Origin of the sequence: Bradyrhizobium sp. ISRA464, assembly GCF_029910095.1 — a bacterium.
Taxonomy (GTDB): domain Bacteria; phylum Pseudomonadota; class Alphaproteobacteria; order Rhizobiales; family Xanthobacteraceae; genus Bradyrhizobium.
The window spans coordinates 6,152,197-6,172,894 of sequence record NZ_CP094526.1 but is presented as its reverse complement, the minus strand read 5'-3'; the positions used below and the strand labels follow the sequence as shown (position 1 = coordinate 6,172,894).

Genomic DNA, 20,698 nt, shown 5'->3' with positions numbered 1-20,698 from the left:
ACGACGCACGGCGTTCATGTTCGTGCTCTCGAGAAACGTAGGTTTGGCCGGATGCGTGACATTCCACGCGTGGATTGGTCTGCCGCCGGGCTAGACCGCGAGTGTCTGCTCGAATTGGAGTCTCTGGTCGAGAACGGAGCGACCAAATCGACAGACATGGATGTCTGGATATCATCAGACCAGGCGGTGTCGTTGCCGGGCCGAATTTGTGACGCCCTGGGATTTCCGCCTCCCGCCGCGCTCGGGCTATCGATAGCGCTGGATGGAAGAATCGAAACTCCCGCGGGCCTGCTCAGGCTCCGTTGGACCGACAAGTGGGGGAGGGAGGTGCGGCCGGAACGAGCCGGCCTGCTGCTGCAATGGGGAGAGCAGGTTGGTCGACTCAATGCGACATTGTTTCGACTCGTGGATGCGATCGGTACGTATAACGGCACCATCGGGAGCGATTTTGAGCGGCGGGTGTCTGCCTGGCTTCCGGTGCAGGATACGTTGAAGCATCTCACGGGAGCCGAGGTGAAGCGCGACGGCTTTCTGGAAACGTTTACGCTATATCAGGCTGGCGCCTTTGCTCTAGACGTTCGCGAGACCGCAAATGGGGTGGATTTTGCTCCCGTGCTCATGAGTCGAAATCGGGAGTTCACTGCGCAGGACGACGAACCGGCCGATGCCGCCGAAAGCCCAATAGAGTCCAACGTAACCGATTCGATTAAGGCCCATGCATCGGAGGACTGGAACGCGGCTCTGCTATCAGCCGAGGATCAGCGGTCGTTTGTTGTACAGGCGATCGGCGGGGCGGGGCAGGCGAGAGATGCCTATCAGGTCGGCCGCAATCGCTTCGTCCTGATAGATCCTGCGCTGAAGCTGGCGCTTGACGTCCTCAAGGAAAAGCGAAAAGGCTCGGAAGAGGAGCGGCGCGCCTTCGTTCGAAATCCCCGGGCAGCCATTGCTCACGCACTGGAAAGCGCCGGTGAGGGCACTGTGCCCGGACAGTTGTTCGTGGAGACCAAGCACTATTCGGACCGCGTGGAAGGACTGGGGCTGTGGGAGCGTCCACAACTACCCTGGTTGACGCGCCGCCCGAATGCTTGGCTGCCCGAAGCCGGCTGGATCGTGGACGGGCCAGTCTCGGAATTGGCGCCACTCAGCGCGGAAGAACTGGCACAGGTTGAGGAAGATATACAAAAGGCCGAGATCCGCGGTGATGCACACGTTGTCATTCGCGGCTGTCCTATTCCAATCGACTCTGCTCCAGAAGTACTGGCGGAAGAGCGCCGCCGGTCAGCTACGGTGCCGCAGGAAGAAGTCTTAACTTTGGAGGATATTCAGACTGAAGGCCACGGCAAGGATCCCAAACAGCGGTTGGTCTTGCTGATCAAGAAAACCAATTTCGATGGAGTCGAGTACGAACTCGGACTGAGACGGCGGACGGCTTTGATCGACGCCGAAACGCCGCCGGCGGCGCGGATGGGGTCAACCCCTCTCAAACCTCATCAAATCGAGGGCTTCAGGTGGCTGGTCCAAACTTGGACAGCTGGCTGGCCGGGTGTTCTTCTTGCCGATGACATGGGCTTGGGTAAGACGTACCAGGCTCTTGCGTTTCTGGCTTGGCTCAAGGCCAATGCGGCGGCATTGCGCGCCCAGGGCGCAACTCATGGACCATTCCTTATCGTTGCGCCGACGGCTTTGCTGAGGAATTGGGAGAAGGAAAGCCTCGACCGACTCTCCGGGCTTGGGCTAGGACAGCGGATCGACGCCTATGGCAGCGCGCTCAAGCAGCTCAAGCTACCGCGCTCCGCAGAGGGCAACGATCAGGACACACTTGACGTCGCACAGCTGCGCGAAGCCGACTGGATTTTGACCACTTATGAAACCTTGACCGATCATGAACGATCGTTTGCGCGGGTCGCCTATTCGGTTGTGCTCTTCGACGAGATGCAGAAAATCAAGTCGCCGGATACTCTCAACACCAAGGCGGCAAAAGCGCTGAATGCTGAATTTGTGATTGGTCTGACCGGCACCCCGATAGAAAACCGGATGGAGGATCTCTGGTGCCTGTTCGATCGGCTAGTTCCAGGGTTCTTGGGTGATCTGAAAAGCTTTTCAAGAACATTCCAACAAGACTCTCCGGAAAAGCTGAGCGAACTGAAACGAACGCTCGATACTCCACTGCAAGCGGCGCCGCCGGTCATGAAGCGTCGTATGAAAGTCGATATCTTAGAGGGTCTTCCAACGAAGCAAGAGAAGAAATATCCGACTGAGATGCCTGCGGGACAAGCTCAGGCATATCGAGAATTGATTCAGGAGGCCCGTGGCAGCGGCGATCGATCCCGGGGCTTCATGCTGAAGGTCTTGCACGGAATGCGAGGCGTTTCGCTGCATCCGGAGGATCCATCTTCAATCGATCTGACGGGCAAGGCTCGCTTCGATATGTTTGTGCGTGGGTCCGCTCGCCTGTTGACGACGGTCGAGCTACTCGAACAAATCGCGAGCCGGAACGAGAAGGCTCTGCTCTTCATAGAAAACCTAGCCATGCAGGAGGTGCTTGCGCGGGGGCTTGCCATGTCTTTCGGGTTGGACCGAAAGCCCGCGATCATCAATGGCTCTACGCCCGGCGAGCGGCGGTTGGCCATCGTCGAGAGCTTTGAGAAATCTGGGGATGGCTTCGGATTGCTGATTCTCTCGCCAAAGGCTGCTGGCGTTGGTCTTAATATCGTCGCGGCCAATCATGTCATTCACCTCAGCAGGTGGTGGAATCCCGCCGTCGAAGATCAGTGCAACGATCGCGCATATCGGATTGGGCAGACCAAGCCGGTTAACATCCACATCCCTATGGCTACCCATCCGGATTTGCCCAACGAGTCCTTCGATGAAGTCCTGGACAGATTACTTGAGGCCAAGCGCAGATTGTCGCGCGACATGCTGACGCCGCCGACGAGCGACAGCGACATTGAGAGCTTATTCGGCAAAACCGTGCGGAGCTGATCGCGAGCTTACATCGCAGCATCGAGAAATCGCGATGGGTTTCCGGACCAGGTTATCAGCAGTTGATCGCGAGCCCTGGTGCAGCCGACGTACAACAGGCTTAGTTCCCGTTCTTGGGTCAGGCGCTTCTCGTCAGGCTCCTTCATCAAGTCCAGGGCGACCTGGAGGGGCACTTGGGAGTCGTCGCATGCAACGATTGCGACTGCTCGAAACTCAAGGCCTTTGGCGGAATGAAGTGTACCCAGAACGACGTTTCCGCCTTCATGGGTCTTGTCCGGCACGAGCCAGATGCTGCTCATGTCAGCGCGTTTCAATGCGGGGGCGGCCCTTTCCTGAAGCACCCGCCTTGTGCGCGCAAAGATCGCGATTTCACTGGGTGCAATACCGCGTTCACGAAGGCCACTGAGCCAGTTGGCCAGGATCTGTACTTCTCCAGCAAGGTCGGTCGAACCTTTGAGATCCGGTTTGGGCCCGCTCAACAGTGAGACGACCCCACGCTCTTCCGCTTCTCCGTCCACCTCGGTAAGACGAGCTGGCAAGAGGCGGTCCGAGAATTGGCGTATCTCGGTAGTCGTTCGATAGTTGACCTTAAGACGGTGAGATCGTCCACGAACGTCAATGCCGGCGCTCAGCCAGGAGAAGGGCCAGCGGAAGATGCGCTGACCCACATCCCCGGCAAATGTCAGCGAGCGAGGGCCGGGCGGTGCCAGGGCGGCGACTAATCTCAACTCACGCGGACCCAGGTCTTGAGCTTCATCCACTACGACATGTGTGAATGGTCGGGCCCCGTCTTCCTCGATCCGCTGTCGTAACCGATCGCAGACCTCGCCAAACGTATGCAGTTCTTTTGCAGCTAGTTGCCGCTGCACACGTTCGAAAACGTCCCATAATCGCCGACGAAGACCAACGCTAATGGCCGCGCCGCGGCCGGTGCGTGCGATGCCTTTATATTCGTCAAACGATCTGATGCCCCAATAGTCAACGACGGCGTCCCATTCAGCCCTTAGAAACTCGTTCGTTATGGTTGCATCCAAGTCATGCCGCGCCTGTTCAATGAGGTCATCGATCGCGCGGTCGTCAGCAATCGCCAGCGGCTTGAGCCGCGACGCATGACTATGGGCGTAAGCATGAAGGTGGATTACTTCAACTTTTTGCCGTACCTCAGATGAGAACCCCAGCAACGTATCCATTCCCTCGGATAGTCTCGCCGATAAGACTTTCGAGAACGTCGTCAGCAGGATTCTTCCGGACTGAGTTTCACGTGCCAAGTGAGCGGCGCGGTGCATGGCAACGACGCTCTTTCCGGTTCCGGCCGATCCGGATATTCGTGCGGGCCCGATAACATTCTTCTCGACGGCAGCTCGCTGTGAGGGATGAAGAAAAACGAGCCACTCCGCCCACGGCTTCTCAAGTGCCTGAGCGACCATCTGCTCGTCACTAGCAACCCAGAAGCGCCGCAGAGCATCGGGATGTGTAAAGGGATCGGCTTCAGCGCTGGTTTGTATAACCGGACGAGGCTCCGGACGCTCACCGGTCGCGATGGCCATCAAAGCTTCCTGCGCTTCCTCCGGTAGCCGTGGTAGCAGTTCAAGCAAGCCGTCTTCGTCAACTTGTTGCACAAGCTCGAGATAAGTCGCGGGCACGCCGAGCGAGAGCAGATAATCCTGGTCCTCATTCGCGAGGACGCTGGCCCTCGTGGCCTCGCGAGCAACAGTTCTGACTTCCTCGCGAACAACTTCAACGAGTTCGATTATTTGCGCCGCACCGGTGACAGGGTGTACCTCGAACCGCCGACGTGCTGCCCAGGAATAGGCGTCGTCGTGATGAGCGACGTAGCAAAAGACCGACTTTTGGTGCTGCTTATAGACCACGATGCGCAAGTCACGGTTGACCCTGATGGTCCAGAATCCCTTGTCCCTAGCCCTGTCTATGCGATGCGCCGACAATCCAGGTCTGGATGGGTCGGCCATATAGTCGAACACTACGGTCTTGGTCGCCATTTGCTCGGCATTTGTAAGCCGATCCAGGCTGCGATGAAATGTATTAGCGAGCTCAAGCACGGTTGGCGTCTCAAGTGTTAATGTTTACGAAGAGGCTGATTTTCGGATTAGATAAGCTCCAATCGGAGGGACGCGTTCTGGAAAGATTTAAGCAGCCCGAACCAGGTCGCGGAATAGCTGCTACTTCGATCTTTCGCTGCTTCGCATGGATTTTTGCCAGAAGAGATCGCAACGTTAGAATCCATATCGGCTCCGGTGATGAGCAAGGTTGGCGCGGTGCTCGTCGTGCAAGCGCAGAAGTTGAGGAGCGGCAGCCAGTCCGAGCGCGTTGCGCGCCTTGACGTCCAACTTCGGACTTGCGAGCACCAATCCATCGTCGCCAAAACTGACAAGCCCACGATCGAACGCAGCGTCCCATAGTGCTGACAGCAGCAGACCATTGTGTACATCAAGCCGCTTTTCATCCGTGCACTCTGCCCAAGGGACGATATGTGACGCACGAAGCAGCGCGGGTTGGGTGATGCCGGTCATTGGGCAGCGACTGCCCCAATAGTTCATCAAGGCGTCACGGAACACGTCTTGCCCGATTCGCTGAACGAGCATCCTCTCGGCCTCCGTGGTCCGAGGAAGATTGGCCGTCTTGGCTTTGAAACGGTCGAGCGGCGCCTCTGGAAGGCTGATAGCCAACCGATAGATATGGTCAAGGGCGCTGTGGAGCTCCGTTAGAGTTTGCAGAACGTAGGTTATCAATCCAGGCCCTCTAACGGACGAAGTAGGAAGGTCTCCGATTTCGGCCGCGATGCTCGATCGGTCGAGCGACAGATGCCATGGGCCTTGACCAGAGTCTCCCGCTATCCAGATAGAACCGGGCGCAGTGGTTGATGCGTAGTGAAGCCAGCCGGCCTCCACGCCTCGCTCCAGCCTATACCCATTCTCCCAAGCCACCTGTTGCACCTGTGTGCGTAGAATAAAGCCGGGAGGATCTTCAATGCTTTTCATCTCATGCCGCCATGAAAACCAAAAGCTGCCCGCGCCCCTCCCGCTCAGCGTGTCTTTAGGTAGTCGTGCGTTTCTGCTGGGTCGAGTGATCGCGTCGTGTTGCCCTGCCTGACAAAAAACTCGTTACCTTTCTCGGTCTTCACAAAGACGCCGCCATCACGAACTGGATCGACTTCAACCACGCAAACTAGCTTATCATCGATCGGCTCGAATCGAATTCTGTAATAGGGGCCGAACGCTGCTCCAATCGCTTCGAAGATGATGTTGACCAGCGTCTGCTCGAACCTGTCACGTGAGCCGCCGAACAAACTAAAATCATGACTAAGCCCAAGAACGTTGCCGTTGTCTTCGACGCCTATCAGAAGTGTTCCTCCATCCGAATTCATGAAAGCAGCAATTGTTTTCAAACACTCCCTGCGCAGCCCTTTGTTCGCCTGCTTCTGAGTAACATCCCATTGTAGGGTGCTCTTGAACTCCAGGACGGAGCTTTCGCCAAGCTTAACCAGTTCGGCAATAGGGCGATGTTTGACCTCGTCGGGCTCAGCGATCAGGCTGTCGAGATATTCATTCAGCTTGAGCGACAGGAGTTCACGTCTCGCATTCAAGAAGTCTTCGTACCGATCCACGCGCCAGAGCGCCGGATCCATGGGTATGAACTGCTTCTTAAGCGCACCGGGATATTTTTCTTCAATCGTAGGGAGATAGGCGCTTGGCTCTGTATCGGAGAGTGGGATGTTGCTAACTGCCGTGAGGAAGGCACGATTTGCAATTTCATTGACCATCTGCCGATGTACGTGATTGTCGGCATCCAGTCCCGAACGATACAGCAGCGCTTGGGGGAAGATATGATGGCTATGGATCGCATATGACGTTCCAACCGTCTTACCCAACGGCACTCCATTGAACCAATCGAATGCGCCGTGGGCCTTCATCAGGATGTATACCATTCGATACAATGGGTGTTGTGCAGTGCGGCCTTCAAAGTCGTCTGACTTTACATCGATCCTGCCACGTTGCTCGATGATGTTGGCGCGAAGCGCCGACCATGGCTCTACTTCCTTGGCAACGATCGACAAGTCCGCTTCCAGGCGTTGATCCGTCTGAGATCCATACCGCGCCCACACAAGAGCTGAGTACAACCAATTGAGCGCATGCTGCGCTGATTTCTGATCTGGAAACACGCCATTGCTTCGGGCCAGGTACGCGATGATTGGAATCAGGGCGTTGGTTGTGCTCAGATCGTCGGTGCCGTGCACATGCGCCGTTTTAGGCAACAAGTTCATCAGGTAGTCGAGCACGTTGCTGAGGGTCTTCCAGCCGCTTTGTAATTCCCCCAATGGTCTCGGATGAATCAGTTCATAAAGCGCGCGACCCGTGACGCTCGTCACAAGTGCGCGTGTCATGAAGGTAAGATTAAAATCAAAATCCCGATCTGCGCAAAAGGTCATCTTCTCCTTTAACGCGCGTCGTGCCTGGGGCCATTTCGCTGTTACGTGCGTAAGTGCTAGCTCGGCATCAGTCAGCTTGGTACCCTGGCTATTGATCCGATCGAAAATATCAATCGCTTCCTCCAGCTCTGCATGTTGCGGGACAACTTGAGCGGGAAGATTGACGTCCTTAATCGCTCGCAACAAGTTCAGGTTCTTGTTGAGTTGTTGGGCAAGTTTTGGAACGATAGCGCTTTCACGCCCGCTTTCCATTGCGATGCCGATGGGGTCGATGCTGTTATCTACGAAGCAATCGACAACCCGTCGCCACATCGGATCGCCGTGCATCCGTGAACTTTGATAGTATTGAAATTCGCCACTCTCTAGATTGAAATACAGCTCCCGCGGATCACTTAGAATATCTTCTTCGCGGTAGTAGGCGGGTATTGCTCCGGTGAGCAGCATATGAAGCGTGGTCAGGCGTTGCTGCCCATCAAGCAGAACCTGAACAGTTCCCATCTTGTCTGGGAGCCTTGCAACATTCTTCAATTCGGGTGGTCGATCCGTTTTCCAGATCAAAAGGCCTCCAACTGGATATCCCTTTACAAGGGACACCAATAGTTGCTTTGCCTGATCTAAGGTCCAAACATATTCGCGCTGAAACTCGGGCAGAACCAGATCTTGGGTTCGAATATCGTCAAGTAACTCACTAATCTTCGTCACTGTATTGCCCCCGTCGCAATTGTAGCTGATCAGTTGATGCGATCAGATGAGAATGAGGAAGACATCGAGCAAACCGCGCGTCAACGGGTTCCGCGTCGTGCCATTCGCCAGCGCTCATGTCGTAAGCTCTCCACGTTCCAGACGATCCCAAACCTGCAGCACAAGCCGCGCGGTACGATATTCGCCGTATCTCGCAGTCTCATTCTTCTTCAGAACACGGAAAGTCTCCGACGGATAGTCCGGGCCCTTGACGTCAGTGGGATCGAGGACGTAGCGAAGCTCGTCGCGTGTAAGCCCATAGGCCCGGGCGTAGAAGGCGTCGAGCTCGGCCCGCAGCCGTGCGCGGCGGTCCTCATCCCAATTGAATGGAGGGCCGTCATAGCCGAGGTCGCGCGCGAACGGCGCCATAGAATGGCTGGTGTAAGTGAGCTCGAGCACGCGCGGTGTGATGAAGGAGAGATCGGCGGGGGTGTAAAAGGAAGGTGGAAGAATAGGAATCTGCTTAATAAGGTAAAGCTTGAACGACGTGGCGCCAATTTTTTGTCTCGCCACAAAATCGCATGCCAAGCTATTCAGGGATGCTAACAAGGCGGCGCATTTAGCCGGCTCAGCAACAGGAAACATTAAGAGGAACTTGTCCCCTGATCCAAACGCTGGAATTACGTCCGATATCAATGTTCGTTCGTCCGTTGCGCGCGCGATGTCCCGCCAGCCCATGAGCCAGCCTCGCGTCCACCCCTGATGGGTTAGGCGATCAGCGACCTCGCGTTCGGGCACCCAATAGCGCGGGGTCGGCTCGAAATCAGGATCGGTCTTCTCGGCGACGGTCGTGTCGCGGCTGTCGCCAGCGTCATAGGTCGCCCAGCGATGATCAAACTGGTGGATCATCTTGGCTTCATAGAGCGGCACGTAGCGCTCCCGGTCGCGGCCTGGCGATCCGCCCTTCAAAGCGAGACTGCGGTTGTCGTGCCCGCCTGCAAGCGCAAGCGCGCTCTGGCGCGGCCGCGCGCCTATCGGCGGGTCCCAATGGCTGCCGTCGCGCACAAAGCCTGCTTTGTGCAATTGCGCAGCGGTGCGGAACCATTCCGAGTCCTCTGCCATGTGCCAAATTCGGGTGTGGAAGGACATGCCCCAGGGATTGCCGTCCTTGGCCTTCGTTTCATCGCTCAACACCGGTACGCGCGCGTAGATTTTCGCCGTCAGCTCGGCATCGGCCCGCGAGCGAAAGATAGGTGCTGTCTTGGTATTCGGATTGATGTGGGCGATGTCGTTGGTGGAGAGAGTGAAGCGGCGCTCGCGTTCGGCGAGCTGACGCGGCTCAGTCAGGAAGAAGACAAAATGACTCTGTTTGACGTGGCGGCCGATGGTCAGAAGACTGAACTTGTAGCTTCGATGAACTGCCGGAAAGATCGCATCACGGTTCTCGAAATCGATCAGTTGCGCCAATCGCTCTTGACTCACAAGTGCAGCGAAGAACGGGGCAGTGGTCGCGTCAGTCGCAATGCCGGTAGGCACGATCACGCCGGCGCGTCCGCGGGTGGACGTGAGGTTTGCGAACAATTCGGTAAACAGCGCGTAGGTGTTCACGTCGCCGCGGCCGGTGAGCGGAAAGCGGCCACCGTCTTCCACTGGAACGCGGGCAAAGACCGATGAAGCCTCGGCTGTGCGCTTGGCTGTCTCGAACTCCTCGTACAGCGCTCGCTCTCGCGTACCGGGTGCGGCGTCCTTGAGCTTTTCGATTAACCTGCCGCGCGCAGATGCGTTCGGCGCGGTTGCGATTTCGGGATCGCGTGCAGCAAAGAACTCCTGCTCTTGGAGTTTGACGCGCTCCCAAGGTGGATTGCCAAGCACGACGTCGAAGCCGCCCGCCGCTATAATATCAGGAAATTCCAGCGGCCAGTGGAAGGCCCCCGCGTGCCCGGCCAAGACCTGCGCACGACCGACCAGCGGATCATAGGGCATGCGGCCGGCGAGCGCCTCCCAGACATGCGCCGTCGTCGGAATCGTGGCCGTGTTGCGGTTGATCGGAACGCCCCCGATCTTGGTCTTAAAAAATGCAGAGATGTAAAGATCAGCAGCGACCCGCAAACGCCAGCGGCGCGGATCGCTGAGCGCGACATCGAATTGCTTGCGCTTGGCCACGATCTCTTCGGGGCTGTCTTCTGGCATCGCTCGAAGGGCTTTCGCCTCGCCGGCAATCGGCGTCGCGGCCGGGAGCCGGCCCGATCCAACAGCAAAGTCGAGAGTGCCTTGGCCATCACGTTCGGCCTTATTGTTCTTCTCGAAATGCTTCGCTGTTTCCCTGTCGTCACCCGCTAGTGGTTTGTAGGCGGGATCGGGGATACCCTTCTCCAGCGCTGTGAGGTCAAAGACACCGATTAGCGCATCGCCACAGCGAATGTTGGCGTCGAGAAAGCCGAGCGGCTTGCCGGGCTCGACCGTCTCGATCCACAGCGCAACCTTAGTCAATTCGACCGCCATCGGGTTGCGGTCCACACCATAGACGCAGGCGCGCGCTACGTCGCGGAGCGCGTGCCGATAATCGGCCGGGGTCGCTAGACCACCGGTGCGAACGCGAGCCAATCGGGTGGCGATTCGCCGCGCGGCGGCGAGCAGAAAGTGGCCCGACCCACAGGCCGGATCGAGTACAGTTACGGCGAGTAGAGCCTTCGAGGAGTCGTTTGTTTCGGCCTCGACCCGGTCAAGGACCGGATCGAGCGCGCTGTCGAGCAACGCCTGCACCAGATTATCGGGCGTATAGTAGCTGCCGGTCGTCTTGCGGGCGTGCCCCTTGGCTGCACCGCCTTCGGCGAACGCCAGCGCCCACCCGTCATCGCTCAATTGCGGGGTGAGTTCGAGCAGACTTTCGTAGACCGAGCCAAGCTCTTCCGTCTCCATGTCGCGCCAGTTTACCGGCATCAATCCGGATTCGTCGCGTAGCCAGGCGAGACGAAAAATTGCCTCCATGAGGTTGCGGTTGGCGAGGCGCGAATTCTCCAAATTCGGGATTACGTCGTGCGCAAATAGGCCAGCAAGTGCCGGCAAACCTAACCGCTTCTCGCCTCGGATAAGCGCGGCAAAGGTGATCAACAATCCTTCCCAGCGGTCGTGGTACCGGTCCCAGGCTGCGCGCTTAACCGCACGGCCGCGCAGCGCGCCCACCGAATAGCCCTTGGCGTAAAGCTGACGAGCGCCGACTGCCGTGCCAGGCTGGTGGAGGAGATCGCGATCCTCGGCGGCGAACAGAAAGATCAGCCGATAAACTAGGCGAAGCAGCTCGCCGAAAAACTCGGGGAGCGGCAGGTCGCCGCTCTGCAATCGCCCACGTAGCGCGCCATTGTCGGGATGCGACAGAAAACCGGTACCGAGGCTCAACAGGGCGTCCTCGACCCCGTCTCGTAGCTTATCCCGCGCCGCCACGCCTTGCTTTTGGCCTGCGTCACGCCACCGTTCGAGCCCACAGTCGCTCGGCAGGGTCCCTGGAGCTCCAAAACGGCTGGCATGGATGAGCAACCATAGGGCGGCGAAATCCGCAAAGGCATCGCCTTCGAAGATGCGTCGCAGATCAGCCTCGACAAAGGCAGGCCGCGTGAGACTCGCATTGTCGCGCACGAGACGTAGTAGTAGGCCGTTGCTACACAAACCCCACAGCGCAGAGTCAGAAGCATTCAACCAATTCTGGAGCGCCGACGAGGCAGAGCGTCTTTGTCCATCGGTCAGTAGCTGGGCGCTTGGCCGATCCAGGTCGTCCGTTGCCGGGACCACCGTCACCGGTACGCGGCCCCCAAGGGCCTCGAGGGAGATTGTGAATTGGCGCTCCTGCAGGACACGTGCGCCGACCCGAGCGATGTCGGTGAAGCCGAACACGTCGCGCAAAAGCTTTTCGACAAAATTGAGCGTTGTCGTGGGGGAGGGGGCGTCGCTTGCAGTAAGCTCTCGGAATATAGCCTGACCGATGCGGAAATAGCGGGCAATCTCGTCTCTGAGTGAGAGACCTTTCGGCACACAATAGTCCGCCTCGGTCTGCCCTCCCGCCTGATGCTGTGCGATGAGCGCCAGCATGGCCGGAGAAATCAGCGCACCTTCCACCTCGATAGCATCGAAGATCAGCGCGGAAGTAAGATCTCTGCGAAATCGTGCCATCGTCAGTGACCCGCTGGCGCCAGGACGTAAAGGCCTATGACGTCGGCCGGCAGGACGGGTTCGACCGTGACACGCGGGCTGCCAGAGGCGGCGGCGCGTACGCGCGCGTGATCATTCTCAAGTGCCTTTGCACGCTCCCGTACATGGATGGTAATCGGCCCCTCAAGCATGGCCGGCGTTTGTTCGAGGGCCTTTGCGATCAGGCGCTTTCGCGCGATCTCCGCCAGGTCGGCGCTAGCGGGCTGATCGAGCAACGTCGCGATCTCTTTCGCAGTTAACAGCCTCGTGTTGCCGCCGGAATCCCACGCGATCATGACCGCTTCCTCGGCCAAAAGCATGCGCTCGCGGCGACCGTGCACAATCAGCTTATAACGCAATCTCAGTGCGGCGACGGTTGTAACGGTTTTGACCGCCGGTGTTGGCCACACACCGGCCCGCCCAAGAGAGGGAAGTGGGCCTGAACTTGGATCGAGCGCACTTTCCAGCAGTGTCTCTGCCAGCGTCGCTGGCAGCGGATGGCTACGCGAGATCATTTCTGCGCCTGACGGCGCAGGCTCATCAAACGCAATCTGAACCGTGCCCTCGAGACCGCGCAATGAAAGCCGTTCCCGCACCGCTGCCGGCAAGGCCGAAATGTGCGCGCGTACGGTGCCATTCTTGCCGTTGTCGAGCGCCGCGTCGAGCCTGCTCATCGCGCGCTCCACGAAACGACGGACCTCGTCGGGACCACCGAGCAGATCGCGCCAGCGCTGCCACTCCGGCTTGACCTCCTCGGGTCGGATCGTGTTCTGCGCGAAGCGTGCGCGCGAGCGCCGTTCGCCTTCTTCGGCGTCGCGCCAGATGGTTTCCATCTCTTTCGCGTCGCCAGCGAGGCCAAGGTCCAGGCTCAGCTGTTGGCTTCGACCTTTGCGCAGCAACACGGCATTCATCAGTGCCCCAGTGACCGCGCCTCGCTCGTCGGGCAGTGGAACAGTCACACCGGTTGCCTTGCGGATTTGCTCCGCCTTGCGCAGGATAACCTCGAGAACCGCGCCATCGATCGCGCTGTCGGGGGAGAAGAGAAGAACAGAGCGCACGAGCTTGGCGGGCTGGCCGAAGCGATCGACGCGCCCTTCGCGCTGCTGATGGCGGGTCGGGTTCCACGATAGATCGTAATGGATCACCGTGTCGAACAGGTTTTGAAGATTGATGCCCTCAGAAAGGCAGTCTGTCGCAACGAGAAGTCGTTGCTCGGCTCCGACCATTGCCTCCACGCGCTCGCGGCGCTCCTCTGACGTAAGCTCTCCCGTGACGGCCTCGATCCGGAGTTCTGGGAAGATCTTGCGTAGCGCGCTAGCGACGTGCTCCGCCGTCGCAATGAAGCGGCAGAAGATAACCGGATTTGCACCTTCATCGACGAGCGGCTTCAGCAGCTTCGCGACTGCATTGAACTTGGGGTCGGGTGCCTTACCTAGGCGCTCTGCTTGTACCACCAGCGCCTCAAGCGGACCATCCTGCTCAAGGCCGGACGTGGGTTCAACGTCTACTGCGTCGCTTTCATCAGAATCTTCATCGAAGACTTGACCTTCCAGGCGATCAGGATCGGCGGCGAGCCGGTTGCGCAAGGCACTCGCGGCGGCTGCCGGCGAGGAGCCGACACATCGCATCAGAGCTAGTGTACCCCAGAACGCCAGTCGTCGTCGGTTCTGGCTGGCGCCGGCGCTCTCGACCACGCCAAGGCAATAGTCGAGCACAGCGTCGTGAAAGGCTTTGTGAGCGGGCGTCAGCTCGTAGGCCTGCTCAGCCGTGTCGTGTTTCGGAAATGCGCGATCCTCTCCCCAATCGCGTCCGGTAATGTCTATTCGCCGGCGTTGCACGAAATGCCGCGCGAGCTTCGTGCGGCCTTGCTCGCTTTCAAGCGCGCCTTGGCTGAACGCTGGATCGAGCAGGCCGAGTAGCCGGTCGAACGCAGCCTCATCACCGCTATGAGGCGTCGCGGTCAAAAGAATGAGGTGTCGCGCTTTGTCTTCGGCAAGCCTCTTCAGCAGCTCGAACCGCTGGTGCCGGCTTTGATGCGTGCCGACACACGCATGGGCCTCGTCGACAATGACGAGAGCGGGGCAGGAACGGGCGAAACTGTCACGACGGCGGTCCGCCTTGATGTAGTCAAGGCTTACCACGGTATAAGGGTGAGCATCGAACAGGGTTTGGGACGCCGGAAGACCACGCTCCAGCCGTGCCGCTGAGGCTGCCGTCACCGAGACCGCGTCGAGATCGAACTTGGCGTTGAGCTCGCCCGTCCACTGCTCGACCAGATGCGGTGGGCACAAGATCGCGAAGCGATCGGCCTCTCCGCGATCGATCAGTTCCCGCAGGATCAATGCCGCTTCAATTGTCTTGCCAATACCGACATCGTCGGCAATCAGCAGTCGTACGACATCGAGACGCAAGGCCATCAGCAGCGGCACGAGTTGGTAAGCGCGCGGCTCAAAGCTCAACCTCGCGGCCGAGCGAAACGGCCCGGCTCCTCGTCTGAGCGAAAGACGAAGCGCTTGCGACAACAGCCGAGCGCCCTCCTGTGTAGATATCTCTTCACTGGTCGGAAGCGCAAAACGTGCCGGACGGACGGGTTCGCGCTCGAGCGCTGGATGAATGACTTGGACGTCACTCTCGGCGCCGGCGAGCGGGCGAAGGCAAAGAGTTTCATCGGCGGGCGAGGGCAGGGCGACCCATTCTCTTCCCCGCGCATAGACGAGATCGCCCGGAGCGAACAAGGCACTCATGTCGTGGCCCCAAGTAGGGCGACGAGTTCAGCTGGAGGCTGCTCGCCGGGCTCTGCGGGCAATGTGGCAACGGCGTAACCGAGCTGTTCGGCAGCCATGCGCGTCTTGTCGTCGATCGGTCCAATAGACGCAGCAGCGAGATGAGCGGGCCATGTCAGCGGTAAGGTGATCCCATCCACTGTGAGCGGAGGGCCGTCAGGTGTGGGTAATCCCCAACGGTTGAAGGCGGCACGCCACTCGGCGTTCCCGGCGCCCGCGGCCGCATCGCTGGTCGCTGCCCATGGAGCGATTGCCACTTCGCTTGCTGCGATCTTCAGCACGACTGACAGGACGTCCTTATCGGTGCGATCGATCAGCTCGTGATCCGGTTGGTTATAGTATGACAGAAGACAGCGATAGCAGCCTTTGACGCAATTGGCGTTATCGACCTCTTCAAGCAGCGAGGGATCAGTTGCCTCGATTGCCCGAGGAATCCTGCGGTAGTGCATCAGGTCCAATGCTGCCCGCGCTACCTTCGCGAGCGCATCCCGATCGCTTGTGAGGCGGCCAAGCACGCCGGCACCGCCCTCCGTCGCTTCGAACGCCAGAATTCCTCGCCGGTTCTCACGCGAGGGGACAGGCTCGGTCTGAATTTCCCCCTCTTCAAGCTGGAAGACGATTTCGAGGCCGCGTGCAAGCGCATGCTGAAGGGTCGTCATCGCGCCTTCGGATAACGGTCCATCTCCGACCCGGAGCAGGAGCGCGTTTTTGTGGTCCTGTACGATGGGCACGACCCGCTGTTTGACCGGTTCATCAGGATCGGCGTCCGGGTCATCATCGACTGGACTCCCGGTCCAGCGGCCCGTCGCAGGATCAATACCAAACCCGAAGATCGTCTTTTCCTTCCGTCGGCGGAGACCTTTGTTCAGTCGGCTGATCGAGGCTCCAGGGGCATAGCTCAATCTCGCAACAGGATCTGCGCTGTCACCGGCAATCGCTGGTACAACGTCAAAGCCTGCATCCCGTTGCGACCACGCGAAAATAGTCTGGATCTCAAACCCCTGACGTTGACGGTCTTCATCGTTCGCGGTGATGCGCTCAGCGGCTTTCGTCTCGACGTTATCGATACGGAGAACATTTCGAATCGGATGAACGCCGACCATCGAGCCGCCACAGGCGTGACACTTTTCCATTTCGTTTGCGTGCGACGCCCCGCACTCGTCGCAAATAAAGACCGCAGTCGTGGCGAGACGGCTGCCGTCCTCTGTCCGCGTTCCTGGAGGCAACTTGGCTTTCCAAACCCGATAAGCGCGGCCTTCGTGATAGATCAGGCTGCGGGGGCCAAATTCCGAGATGGCAATAAAACGCGCTCGCTGCAGATAAGCGGCCCTTGAACCTTGGCCCGCGGCCGGAACGTAAGCGTAGAGCGGCAGGCGAGGGAAGTTATATCCTGGGAGGAATCCTTCTGTCGCGAGATAGCGATAGGTATAGAAATCCGAGCCATTGCTGGCTGCGCCCCTTTCGAGGAGGGCCAGTTGTTCATTTGCTTGTGCTTGCTGGGTCTTGGCCTCTTTGCGCTCTGCCGGCGACAGGCCGTGCATTTCTGAGCGGCGATTGGCTTCCAGCAATTGCGCACGCGCCCCCAAATACAATTGCCTCCATCTTTCGAATGCGTCCGAGAAGCTATTTGAAGCAAGCGCCGCTGTGCCTTTCGCAAAGGCTGCGCGGTCGGCCGCCCAGGGCGCGGCCTCGTTCGTGAGTTCGCCTTTCACGCTGTCGAGCACTCGCTGCATTGAATTGGTAGCGCGCTCGGTCAGTTTCGGGTCGGCGAAAGCTTGTGCGATGTCAGGCTGAACCGGCAGCGCGGCGTTGGTGAGGTCAAGTACATGCGGAATGTCGGCTTGCAGCTCCTGTGCTGACTCTGCAAGCCATACGGCATGGAGATGAGATTCAATGAGTTGGCGATTAGCAAGTTCAATCGCAGGCGGCCGCACGATTCCGCTTACCATCGCCTCTCTTTTGCCGAAGTAGTACTGGTCGTGGGGGCCTTGGGCGGAGCAATATGTCACGACGAGCGCAGCCTGGCCGGATCGTCCGGCACGTCCGCTGCGCTGGGCATAGTTCGCCGGCGTCGGCGGCATGTTACGCAGGTACACGGCGTTTAGGGCCGATATGTCGATGCCGAGCTCCATCGTCGGCGAACAGAATAGGACGGGAAGAAACACGTCCGGCTCTCCGGCCAAGCGGAGTTCGTCCTTGCTCTCCGCGAGCTTGGCCTTATCGTCCTCTCCGTAACGAAATCGCCACTCGCGCCACTCGCGTCGGTTCTGATCAACTTGTGCAGTGTGTTCGCGTCCTTCGATCCCGAATAAGGCATGGCTCTTAGCAACGAGTGAATCCGCGAGCGTGGTGTATAGCTCGACGAAGTAGGAGTTTACGACGCGACCGTCGAGCGTCCCATCGCCCGCAACGAGCCTGATTGCGTCCGCCTTCAGTCTCCAGCCTTCAACCTCAAACGGCGTGGCCACGTTGGCCACAAGTCCGTACTGTGATGCAGCTCCCAAGAGCGCCCTGATTACATCAAGGTACGTCTTCTGATCGAGACGTTTGCCCCAGAGTCCAGCACGGCTCATCTGTCGCGCTAACCGACTGCGCGGTCCCGCACGCACGATCAGCGGTTCGCCGCGTACGCCAACTTCAGCTCTCTTTGGAGCATCGATGATCAGCGAAGCTGCGATCCTTGGGGTTTCCTGGGCGGAAATAGACCAGGGATCACGCAGGGCTTGACGCGCAGCATTGCCCACTGTCTCTACAGATCCGGGGTCGAGTGAGTCGGCGGTGATGGCAAGGCCCTGGCGCATGTAAGTGAGGAGGTCCGTCAGTGCCTCTTTGCGCTTTTCCGCTGGCGCGTTCCGGAGCTCAGGTGGGGACTCTGCAAATGCCGCGTCGTCGGTAGCGAGTTCATCGATGGAGAGGTACTCTGCGCGGACGAGGCCCAGCTCTTCCAGATTGGGGTTTGTAAAGCGCCAACCGCGCCGCTGGTCGGCCCAAACCCGGTAGGCCAGCACCCGGGAAAGCGTTTGCTCCGCGTTGAGCGGAGCCACACCTTTGCTTTGAGGGTCTAGCATCCACTCCTGTCGACGTTCATGATTGGCGGCCGTGAAGCCAAGGGCTGCCTGCACATGCCGGCCGAAATCTGCTTCGCTCAGACCTGCACAACCGGTGTTCCGGACTGCCGCAAAAATGGCCGCGCGCAGTTGTGCGACAAACAAGAAGTCGTTGAAATGGCCCGCCTGCAGCGCCGCATCCTGCCGGTTATCGGTGAAGCCCAGTAGCTTGCGGCTGTGCTTCTTCAGGACGCCATGTTTGTGCATCCAGCGTATGGTGCTGGACACGAGAAGAGTAGTTGCTGAGCTTCGACCTTCGGCAGAAAGACCGGCAAGCTTGTTGATCTCACGGGCCTGGCTAGGTGGCTGATGCTTGCACGCCGGACAGAAACGGAACTTTCCCGGCATGAACCAGGACGCCTGTCCAGCCGAACCGACAACACCAGAGGCGTCAACTGTCAATGGCTCGGGTGCAAACGCCCTACGGTCCTTGCGAAGCTTGGGCGCTCCACCGCGGTCTAAGTCGAGCCAATCCTCGGGATAACCATCGAGATCGCCGTTGAAGATGAAGTCATCATCCTTCTCCGGGACCGGCATCAGGTAACCGGGCCGTTCTGCGACAGCGGAATCATCGAGTGGCGTGTCGTCAATGTCCCGAGGAAGGACGTGAGCAATGCCGTCTGCAATAGTTAGAGCGACCGGATGGTGCTCCTGACCGCATCGTCGGCAGAAGAAGGTCTGATAGAGCCGCGCATCCTTGTCCCCCGGATCGAACTGTTGTCCGTCCAGGGTGACTCGCCGCTGGCCAGCACCACGCAACGTCGCATAGACGTGGCCGGCCCCTGAGATGAACCGGTGCAGCTTGAACGCCATAAAGGCACGTTCACCGGTGCCGCCACGCTCATGGGCTGGACGGCTGGCCAGAATTAGGAATGCCTGTAGCTGCGATCTGCAGCGCGTTTCATCGCAACCCGTCTGTTTGCTAAGTCGTTTTGCTGCCTCGGTTACGGTGATGGGCTGACGACGGGACAGCCGCTGACCATCTTCCAAGCCAACTTCGAGCTCGGTCCAGACCGCAAGCGGATGCCGACAGAGAGCGTCATCGTCCAAAGTTGGCGGGAGGTCTGATAAGATCGCGTTGACCAGGGCATCCTTGAGAGCTGCCGGTTTCAGCGTTGGATCAGTGCATCGCTCTAAACTCTCCCCGATTACGGCATCAGGCGTGATCTTCGTTCCGAACAGTCGAGACGCAACATTCGCGACCACTTTCGCTCGCTCGGCATCATCGCCTTCAGTCGCCATCGTTGCCGATGTGCCGATGCAGATCGGGGCTTCATCAGGACACAACCTGTCTCTTACGCGACGGACCAGCATAGCAACGTCGGCACCTTGCCGACCGCGATACGTGTGAAGCTCGTCCAGCACTATGAAATTGAGCCCATGCGCATTCGCGATCACAGCCCGGTCAAGCTGATTCTGGCGCGTCATCAGCAGCTCGAGCATCATGAAGTTGGTCAGAAGAATGTCCGGCTTAGCGTCCCGGATTTGCTCGCGCTCTTCTTGGCTCTCTTGCCCGGTGTAGCGGGCGAACGTCGGCCGGAGATGGTCCGGCAAACCAGACTGTTTGAGGAATTTGTCCAGTTCCTCGCGCTGGCTGTTAGCCAGAGCGTTCATGGGATAAATCACGATTGCGCGGGTGCGGGGGGCCTCGCCGGTCGCGCGGGCGCGGATCGCCGCGTCGATAACTGGAATGAAAAAGCAGAGGGACTTGCCTGATCCGGTACCCGTTGTGACGACAAAGCTCTGGCCGGCTGCGGACTTCGCCACCGACTGCGCTTGGTGGCGGTGGAGCGTTATGCCTGTCCCGTCGATGCTGAATACGCGTGCCGTCGATTCGTGAAGTGTGCCCTCGCGAACAAGCTTGCGCACCGATTCGCCGCGTTCGAACCGGGGATTAATGCTGATGAGCGGGTCAGGCCAGAAGCGATCGCTTGAATAAAGGCTTTCAACCTGTTCGCGAATGTCCTTTGCACGAATTTTTGTGAAAGACCGAGCAAACCGCTCGTAATCTCGGACTAAAGCACTATCGAGATCGAATACGTTCACGATAGCCAACCCCTCCGCTATCATCTATTGGTTGATACGACATTACATAACGGCTCTGTAATTTGGTAGGCGTTTTCATTGGGTTAGCCCCAAGTCTAATGCATACAGGTCTGTGTTTCACTCGCGGAGGGAGGTCCAGGCAGTTTTCGAGGAACGCACGCAGCCGTTGTGGGAGGGCGCGGGCCCAAGCCGATTTCGCAGCGATCCGGCTCTTTTCATCAACCATGCCCTGGCTGCGTGCCGAACGGCCGAGCGATTCGATCCTGCTCAATTCGGTCGAGCTGTTGTTGCCAGACATCATAAGGGGCTGTTTAGCGTTTGTCGGGAAACTAAGATCCGTCTGATCAGGGTTGCTGAGCAAGGAGCACGTCGAAAAAATTGTTGAAGATGTCTGCCGCGAGATGGAGCGTGTCGCGAATGAAAGCGCTGCGTTACGTGATTCCGAAATTGTGGTCAGAGCGGAGTCGCTC

At 58.7% G+C, this 20,698-nt stretch carries 7 protein-coding genes; 1 reads left to right on the top strand and 6 read right to left on the bottom strand.

Annotated elements, in window-relative coordinates; all coding sequences use genetic code 11:
- The first annotated feature begins 51 nt into the window (after positions 1 to 51).
- Positions 52 to 2,982 carry a DEAD/DEAH box helicase gene (locus MTX19_RS29000; protein WP_280980437.1) on the top strand — a complete coding sequence of 977 codons (2,931 nt, stop codon included), beginning with the start codon at positions 52 to 54 and terminating at the stop codon, positions 2,980 to 2,982.
- Between the two features lie 8 nt (positions 2,983 to 2,990).
- Here MTX19_RS29000 and MTX19_RS28995 read toward each other — a convergent pair whose 3' ends face one another.
- From MTX19_RS28995 to MTX19_RS28970, 6 genes are all read right to left on the bottom strand, one after another.
- On the bottom strand, positions 2,991 to 5,042 hold the full coding sequence (locus MTX19_RS28995) for a UvrD-helicase domain-containing protein (RefSeq protein ID WP_280985587.1): 2,052 nt from the start codon (positions 5,040 to 5,042) through the stop codon (positions 2,991 to 2,993).
- Positions 5,043 to 5,216: 174 nt separating this feature from the next.
- Entirely contained in the window at positions 5,217 to 5,732 is a 516-nt protein-coding gene (locus MTX19_RS28990) for an HNH endonuclease (protein WP_280980435.1), read from the bottom strand.
- A 293-nt stretch (positions 5,733 to 6,025) separates the two neighbouring features.
- Positions 6,026 to 8,131 (bottom strand): DUF262 domain-containing protein, encoded by a 2,106-nt coding sequence (locus MTX19_RS28985; RefSeq protein WP_280980434.1) that lies wholly within the window; start codon positions 8,129 to 8,131, stop codon positions 6,026 to 6,028.
- Between the two features lie 114 nt (positions 8,132 to 8,245).
- A complete protein-coding gene (locus tag MTX19_RS28980) occupies positions 8,246 to 12,274 on the bottom strand; it encodes an N-6 DNA methylase (RefSeq protein ID WP_280985586.1) in 4,029 nt (1,342 codons plus the stop codon).
- A 2-nt stretch (positions 12,275 to 12,276) separates the two neighbouring features.
- On the bottom strand, positions 12,277 to 15,036 hold the full coding sequence (locus MTX19_RS28975) for a DEAD/DEAH box helicase (RefSeq protein WP_280980433.1): 2,760 nt from the start codon (positions 15,034 to 15,036) through the stop codon (positions 12,277 to 12,279).
- Entirely contained in the window at positions 15,033 to 20,228 is a 5,196-nt protein-coding gene (locus MTX19_RS28970) for a DEAD/DEAH box helicase (protein WP_280986145.1), read from the bottom strand. Before MTX19_RS28970 ends, MTX19_RS28975 begins: the two co-directional genes overlap by 4 nt.
- Positions 20,229 to 20,698 lie beyond the last annotated feature (470 nt).